This window comes from Nocardia niwae NBRC 108934 = DSM 45340, from assembly GCF_001613465.1.
GTDB classification, from domain to species: Bacteria; Actinomycetota; Actinomycetes; order Mycobacteriales; family Mycobacteriaceae; genus Nocardia; species Nocardia niwae.
On the sequence record NZ_BDCK01000030.1, the window covers coordinates 203,566 to 210,102 of the forward strand.

The 6,537-nt window shown below is 68.8% G+C and carries 7 protein-coding genes and 2 pseudogenes; 7 read left to right on the top strand and 2 right to left on the bottom strand.

The genetic code is table 11. The features are described 5' to 3' along the window. The first annotated feature begins 119 nt into the window (after positions 1-119). From NNI01S_RS21820 to NNI01S_RS21835, 4 genes and pseudogenes are all read left to right on the top strand, one after another. Positions 120-797, top strand: coding sequence for a TetR/AcrR family transcriptional regulator (locus NNI01S_RS21820; RefSeq protein WP_084489139.1), 678 nt, complete (start codon positions 120-122; stop codon positions 795-797). Positions 798-1,044: 247 nt separating this feature from the next. Then, a complete protein-coding gene (locus tag NNI01S_RS21825; protein ID WP_063021984.1) occupies positions 1,045-1,488 on the top strand; it encodes a pyridoxamine 5'-phosphate oxidase family protein in 444 nt (147 codons plus the stop codon). Between the two features lie 44 nt (positions 1,489-1,532). Further along, positions 1,533-1,972: pseudogene (locus NNI01S_RS33735) on the top strand (SDR family oxidoreductase); the annotation flags it as partial. Between the two features lie 191 nt (positions 1,973-2,163). Further along, entirely contained in the window at positions 2,164-2,601 is a 438-nt protein-coding gene (locus tag NNI01S_RS21835) for an anti-sigma factor antagonist (protein ID WP_063021985.1), read from the top strand. A 141-nt stretch (positions 2,602-2,742) separates the two neighbouring features. On the opposite strand, the gene NNI01S_RS21840 is transcribed toward NNI01S_RS21835, so the two are convergent. Beyond that, positions 2,743-3,264 (bottom strand): MarR family winged helix-turn-helix transcriptional regulator, encoded by a 522-nt coding sequence (locus NNI01S_RS21840; protein ID WP_063021986.1) that lies wholly within the window; start codon positions 3,262-3,264, stop codon positions 2,743-2,745. A gap of 58 nt (positions 3,265-3,322) precedes the next feature. On the opposite strand from NNI01S_RS21840, the gene NNI01S_RS21845 reads away from it, so the two are divergent. From NNI01S_RS21845 to NNI01S_RS21855, 3 genes are all read left to right on the top strand, one after another. After that, on the top strand, positions 3,323-4,048 hold the full coding sequence (locus NNI01S_RS21845; protein WP_063021987.1) for an SDR family NAD(P)-dependent oxidoreductase: 726 nt from the start codon (positions 3,323-3,325) through the stop codon (positions 4,046-4,048). A gap of 318 nt (positions 4,049-4,366) precedes the next feature. Beyond that, positions 4,367-5,197, top strand: coding sequence for a DUF1684 domain-containing protein (locus NNI01S_RS21850; RefSeq protein WP_063021988.1), 831 nt, complete (start codon positions 4,367-4,369; stop codon positions 5,195-5,197). Next, positions 5,194-6,273, top strand: a complete 1,080-nt coding sequence (locus NNI01S_RS21855; protein WP_063021989.1) for an LLM class flavin-dependent oxidoreductase — start codon at positions 5,194-5,196, stop codon at positions 6,271-6,273. Before NNI01S_RS21850 ends, NNI01S_RS21855 begins: the two co-directional genes overlap by 4 nt. Before the next feature lie 33 nt (positions 6,274-6,306). Here the strand turns inward: NNI01S_RS21855 and NNI01S_RS35445 are convergent. After that, positions 6,307-6,537, bottom strand: a pseudogene (locus NNI01S_RS35445) (esterase family protein); the annotation flags it as partial.

Below are 6,537 nucleotides of genomic sequence, written 5' to 3' on the forward strand. Positions count from 1 at the left end.
AGCGGCGGATACGGCACCGGCGCCGGGCAGTCGCAGTGGACGGTCGCCGCGCCGGAGCAGCCGCTGGACGGGGTCACCTACGATCGAGTGGTGATTTCCGCCGATGGGGGGCCACACCGATGACAGCGGACCGGCCACCGGCTGCCGACGGCACCCGGCCCTCCGACGTGGACGCGACGGATTCCGCGCCCCGGCGATCCCGCAAAGCCGCGGCCCAGCGGCACGGCCGCGGCCGCGCCCCGCGGCTGTCCTACGACGCCTGGGTCGACGGGGCTCTGGCGCTGCTCGCGCGAGAAGGTGTTTCCGCCATCAAGATTCCCCGGCTGTGCCAGGAGCTCGGCGTCACCAAAGGCAGTTTCTACTGGCATTTCGACGATATCGAGCAGCTCATGGAGGCGATGGCAGACCGGTGGAGCGCCCGGCAGAGCGAGATCATCCGCGCGCTCGGCGCGATAGAGTCCGTTCCGGTCGGGCAGCGTATCGCCAATATGGCCGCCAATCTCATCGAGCAAGGCACGTGGGCCACCGAAGCCACCGTGCGCGAATGGGCGCGCAGCGACGAGAAGGTGGCCGAGACCGTGCGCGCCTTGGATCGGCAGATCTTCGAGACCGTGCGGAAAGCGATGCTGGAGTTGGGCTTCACACCCGAGGAAGCGCGGCTGCGGGCCGGCGCGATGGTGTATCTGGGCATCGGCTTCATCCACGGTCGAGACAGCCTGCCCACGCCGACCGCCGAAGAAGCCAGAGCGATTCTCGGCCTGTTGACCATTCCCGCTCCGAAGCGAAGCCGCCCGTAGATCTACGCGCGGTCGGGCGGCGCAGACCGCTCTCCATCCCGGTGTGGGCGTCGGTCAACGGGCATAGCCGGTGATGGGGTTCATCGGATCGATCTTGTCGGGCAGAATTTTGTCGAGCTGCGCATTCGAATCGCCGGTGGCGTGGCGCAGGCCGGCGTTCGCGCACCCGAGCGCACTGCGGAGGGGCGCGGACAGCGTTGCTGTGTTCCTGGCGTCCTGGCGCGGCCCGCGTACGTAGACTTTCGGCGTGACCGATCTCGCGGACTTCGCCCGGCTGATCGCGGGCGACCACGGACTCTGTGTCGTCTCCACGTTTCGAGCCGATAGCACGATTCAGTCGTCACTGGTCAACGCCGGCGTGTTGCGGCACCCGGAGACGGGTGCCGAGGTGGTCGGCATGGTGGTGCGCGGCGGTGCTCGAAAACTGGACAATCTGCGGGCTCGGGCGCGTGCGACGATCGTGGCTCGCGTCGGTTGGCAATGGTGCGCCGCCGAAGGACCGGTGTGGATCGCCGGGCCGGACGACCCGGCCCCGGGCCTGGACGCCGAGCGGTTGCGACTACTGCTGCGTGAGGTGTTCACCGCCGCCGGTGGCGTGCACGAGGATTGGGACGAGTACGACAGGGTGATGGCCGCCGAGCGGCGTGCGGTCGTGTTGATCCTGCCGGATCGCGTCTACGGCAACAGCTGAGCTTCGCTGCGAGCCGGAAGTTGCCTCGAGATTCGCTGAGGTGCGACCAGGGCTGGGGCCGGATCATCGACATCAGCGGCCTCGGTGCGCAGCAGGCCAGTTCGATCGCGCCGACGACTCGCAACATCAGCGTTTCGGCATCGACCAAGAATCCGGCGGACGAACTCGGGCCGAAGGGCGTCGATGTGACGGTCGTGCATCCGGGCCTGACCAGGACCGAACGCCGCACTCAGCGGTTGACCGCGCAAGCCGAGGAGTCCGGACACCCGGTTGCCGAACTCGAGGCGGGGCTCGCGAAGAATACGCTGCGCCGTGTCATCGACCTCGCGGAAGTCGCCGACGTGGTGACCTTCCTCTCCCACCCCGCAGCGTCGCGATCGCCGGCGACGCCATCGCGGCGGGCGGCGGAGTCCGGCCGGTCGAACGGTGTCGCCTTCAGTCGCTGGGCGGTAGCACACCAGATCCACCGCATGTTTCGTCGTAAGGAGCGCTCGCTCGATCCCCGGACATCGTCTTCGACACATCCATACCTGCGTGCGGCGCTGGACACGGCGAACACCGGATCGGCTGTACAGGCAGACCCGACTCTGTTAGTAAGGAGGGACAGGTCTGCCTTGAGGATCCAGGGTGGGCTTGACTGAGCGCCCTCGGGCGCGAAAAGAATCGAGTGCCCATATGAGCACAACTTCGCACGATCTCAGCGACTTCGTCCGGACACCGGAAGACGCTCCCCTCGGATTGAACGCAACCATCGAACGCCGCGGCGCCGCGGCCATCGTCCACGCGCACGGCGAAGTGGACGCCTACACCCTGCCGACATGGCGCAGAGTCCTGCGCGAGGCCGCGGCGGCCGCCGTGGCGCCGGGGCCGATCGTGATCGACACCAGCGGGCTCGGCTTCATGGCCTGCCGGTCCATGCTCGCCCTGGCCGAGGAGTCCGAGGCGTGCCATCGCCGGGGAGTCCGACTATGCGTGGTCGGCGGCCGGGTGGTCGTGGGCCGCGTCGTGGACCTCCTCGACCTCGAGGCCCTTCTGCCCATCTACTCATCCGTCGATGACGCCCTCGCCGACGCGGTGCCGGGTGGCCTTTCCGAGCAAAGCAAGGCGGGATAGCGCCGCGCCGTCCCTGCGATTGCCGATCTGTCCGGTGTGCGAGTGGTAGTTGCGGCGACTCGGGCTCCCCGAGCCTCCGTGGCAGCGGGGGAGCCGTTCGATCGTGTGCTCGCACGCCGATCCGGAGTCGGGCTCGGCGGTCTACACCGGTTCGGTGGACCCGAGCACGGCCGCGAGTGTGGCCAGGGCGGCAGCTAGTACGCCGCGTTCGTCCGCGGGCAGCCGGTCGGTGAGAGCGGTCTCGTGCTCCAGTAGCGCGGGCACGACTCGTTCGGTGAGGCGGTGGCCTTCCGGCGTGAGGGTGACCAGCACGCCACGCCTGCTGGCGGAGGTGGGTGCGCGGGTGATCAGGCCGGCGGATTCCGCACGGGCCAGGCGCTGGGAGATGGCGCCCGCGGTGACCAGACTGCGCGCGGCGATCTGCCGCGTGGTCAGCTCGTAGGGCGGTCCCGACCGGCGCAGGGTGCTGAGCAGGTCGAGAGTGGATTCGTCGATCCCCAAGCGCTGGAGGGTGCGTTGCCGCTCGTCGGTGAGGAGTTTGGCGACCCGCCACAGCGGCGTGAGGATCTCGATCGATTCGGTTCGTGCGCCGGGTAGTTCGCGGCGCCATGCCGCGGCGATCCGGGCGGCCGACGGTATCTCGTCCTGCGTTTCGTGCGTCATTGCCGGAAGCGTCTCCCTTCGGTACATTTAGCGCTAAATATACCGAAGGGAGATACGAATGCACGGAACGGTCGTCGTCACCGGTGCCAGCGGGGGGATCGGCCGCCGAGTGGCGCAGCGCTTCGCCGAAGGCGGTGCGGACGTGGTGATCACCGGGCGCTCCCCGGAGCGGGTCGAACAGGCAGCCCGTGAGCTGGGAGTGCGCGGGATCGTGTGTGACGCCGGTGACCCTGCGGCAGTGGAGCGGTTCGCCGAGTCGGTGGGGCCCGCGGTGGATGTGCTGGTGAACATGGCCGGCGGCAACACCGATCTCGCCACGGGCGGCGCCGAGGCGGGGTCGTTGGCGGAATTGGCCGCGCAGTGGCAGGCGAACCTGTCGATGAATCTGCTGAGCGCGGTTCTGACCACCGCGGCGCTGCGGGAGCGGTTGCGGCCCGGCGCGGCGGTGATCAATGTCGGCTCGATCGGCGCGGAATACGCCGCCGGGTCCTACGGCGCCGCGAAGGCCGCGCTGGCGGCGTGGTCGGCGGGGTTGTCGGCACAGCTGGCGCCGACGGGAGTCACGGTGAACACGGTCGCACCCGGTTACATCGAGAACACCGATTTCTTCCAGGGACAGCTGAGCGAGCAGCGGCGTGCCTGGTTGATCGACTCCACGCACGACAAGCGCCCGGGCGATCCGGACGACGTCGCGGGAGTGATCGAGTTCCTGGCATCGCCGCACGCCCGGCACATCACGGGGCAGACGATCCACGTCAACGGCGGCGCGTACACGACCAGATGATCGCGGTGCGGGCGCAGCCCGGACGCGAATGGGGGCAACTGCCGCGCAGTTTCGGTGTTCGGCCCGCGAAGCCGAGGCGGCGGTGTTCGTCTGCGCGTCGAGTGGAGCAATTGGGTTCGTACTGATCGCAAACCTGTCAGTCGCTGCGAGCGCGCGATTGAATTCGGTACCACCTGCGTTCGCCGTCGTCCGGACGGCAGGCACCGATGCCAAGGCTCGGCACGTGTCGGCCTCGCACCGACGAGGGCGTCGCGGCCGGGAGGCCGTGCCGCGGGGCAGCGCGAACCAGAGACGGGCAGAGCTTCAGAGGAGCACCACATGACAGCGCACGCCGCCGCGGCAACCTCGGCCGACGCCTTCGTCGCCGACTGGGAGGACTGGCACCGCACGCAAGAGGCGCGACTGGCCGATCCGCACGGGTTCCTGGCCATCACCAACCTGCACTGGCTCACCCGCGCGCCGCAACGATTCCCGGACGCACCGGGCGATTGGTCCACCGACGCCGAGGGCGTCACAGTGGCTCTCGACGACGGCGACGAGCTGGTGATCGACGGGACACCGGTACACGGCCGGCATGTCTTCGGCGTCATACCCGAACGCGGCGGGGTGAATGCGGTGTGGGGCGACGCGGTGATCGAGGTCGCCAAGCGCGGCGGACACGACATCGTTCGCCCGCGGCATCCGGGCAACCCACTGCGCACCGCGTTCCACGGCACACCCGCGTACGCACCGCACCCGAAATGGGTGGTCGCGGGGCGGTATGTACCCTTCCCGGAGCCGCAGCCGACCACCGTCGGCGCCGCAGTCGAAGGACTCGAGCACGTCTACGACGCGCCCGGCCGGATCGAGTTCGAGCTGGACGGCAGGGCTCTGGGTCTGACCGCGTTCCCGGGTAAGGAACCCGGCGGCCTGACGGTGCTGTTCACCGACCAGACCTCCGGGATCACCACTTACGCCGCCAATCGTGTTCTCCACCTGGCACCGCCCGGCGCCGACGGATCGGTGGAGGTGGACTTCAACCGAGCCGCGAATCTCCCCTGTGCCTACACCGACCTGGCGACCTGCCCGTTGCCGCCGGTGGACAACCGGCTCCCCGTCGCGATCGAAGCCGGTGAGCAGCTCCCGTACGAGCGTCGCCGAACCCGATGAGCGACATCACACCTCGGATCGCGACGCTGTCGTTCCTGACTCCGGGTAACTACCCCGATGACGATCCCTACTCGGGGCTCGAGGACACGCTGCGGCTGTTCGAATACGGCGAGAGCCTGGGTTTCGACGGTGCGTGGATCCGGCAGCGTCATCTCGAGCACGGCGTCGGGTCGGCCGCGGTTTTCCTGGCCGCGGCCGGTCAGCGCACCAGCCGAATCGAATTGGGCACGGCCGTGATTCCCATCGGTTACGAGAGCCCGTTCCGGCTGGCCGAGGATCTGTCATTGGCCGACGTGCTGTCGCGGGGCCGGTTGCAGGCCGGCTTCAGCGCGGGCACTCCGCCGCATGCGGACTTGATCGGCGACTTGGTCTTCGACGGGGACTGGCGCACATACGATCTGTCCTACGGGCGGATCTCCCGGCTGATCGAGAACTTGCGGGGCGGCTACCTCGGTGACGCGGACACGGTGATCCGCTCCCCGGGTAATACCCAGCGGCCCCGGTTGCAGCCGCACAATCCCGGCCTGATCGACCGGCTCTGGTACGGGGGCGCGAGCGCCCGCTCGGTCCGCTGGGCAGGGGAGAACGGGCTGAACCTGCTCACCGGCAACATAGTCTTCGGCGAGCGCAGCGACGATTTCACCACCACCCAGCTGAGCCTGATCGGTGACTATCGCCGGCTGGTCGATCCGGCCCGACCGGCCCGGATCGCGGTGGGGCGGGTGATCGTCCCGTTCGACAACGCCGACCGCGCGACACGCGAGCGGTACCGGCAGTACGCGGCGAGCAGGCACGAGCGCACCTTGGCGCCGCAGGGGGAGCGGCGCGTCTTGTTCGCTCCGGATCTGGTCGGTCCCGCCGCGGAGATCATCGACCGGCTGCGAGCCGATCCGGTGCTCGCGCAGACCTCCGAGCTGCGACTGGAGCTGCCCTACGAATTCCATCGCGCCGACTACGAGCAGATCCTGCACGACACTGTGGAACTGATCGCGCCCGCGCTGGGCCGCCGGTCTGTGACCAGTCGGCTCGGCATGGAGCACGCCGCCGGCGAGGTGGCCGCGTCGCCCCGGGCGTGACTCGGAACGGGCTGGGCACGAGCATTTTTCGGGTCAGGAGTTCGCGGTGAGTGCCGCCGCGAACACGGGCCACGACTTGTGCAGATCTTCCTGCCAGTAAGGCCAGGAGTGGGTGCCGTTTCCGCGCAGGTCGACGGTGGCGGGAATGGCGAGTTGACTCAATCTGTCGCGTAGCTGATGGGTGCAGCGGTCGGCGAAGGTCTCCAGTGCGCCGCCGATGAGGAGCTGGTCGATCAGTTTGCCGGAGTTGTGCTCTAAACCGGA

Coding starts and splice junctions, on each gene's coding strand:
- NNI01S_RS21850 (WP_063021988.1), top strand. CDS start 4,367: ATGACAGCGCACGCCGCCGCGGCAACCTCGGCCGACGCCTTCGTCGCC.
- NNI01S_RS21840 (WP_063021986.1), bottom strand. CDS start 3,264: ATGACGCACGAAACGCAGGACGAGATACCGTCGGCCGCCCGGATCGCC.
- NNI01S_RS21845 (WP_063021987.1), top strand. CDS start 3,323: ATGCACGGAACGGTCGTCGTCACCGGTGCCAGCGGGGGGATCGGCCGC.
- NNI01S_RS21855 (WP_063021989.1), top strand. CDS start 5,194: ATGAGCGACATCACACCTCGGATCGCGACGCTGTCGTTCCTGACTCCG.
- NNI01S_RS21835 (WP_063021985.1), top strand. CDS start 2,164: ATGAGCACAACTTCGCACGATCTCAGCGACTTCGTCCGGACACCGGAA.
- NNI01S_RS21820 (WP_084489139.1), top strand. CDS start 120: ATGACAGCGGACCGGCCACCGGCTGCCGACGGCACCCGGCCCTCCGAC.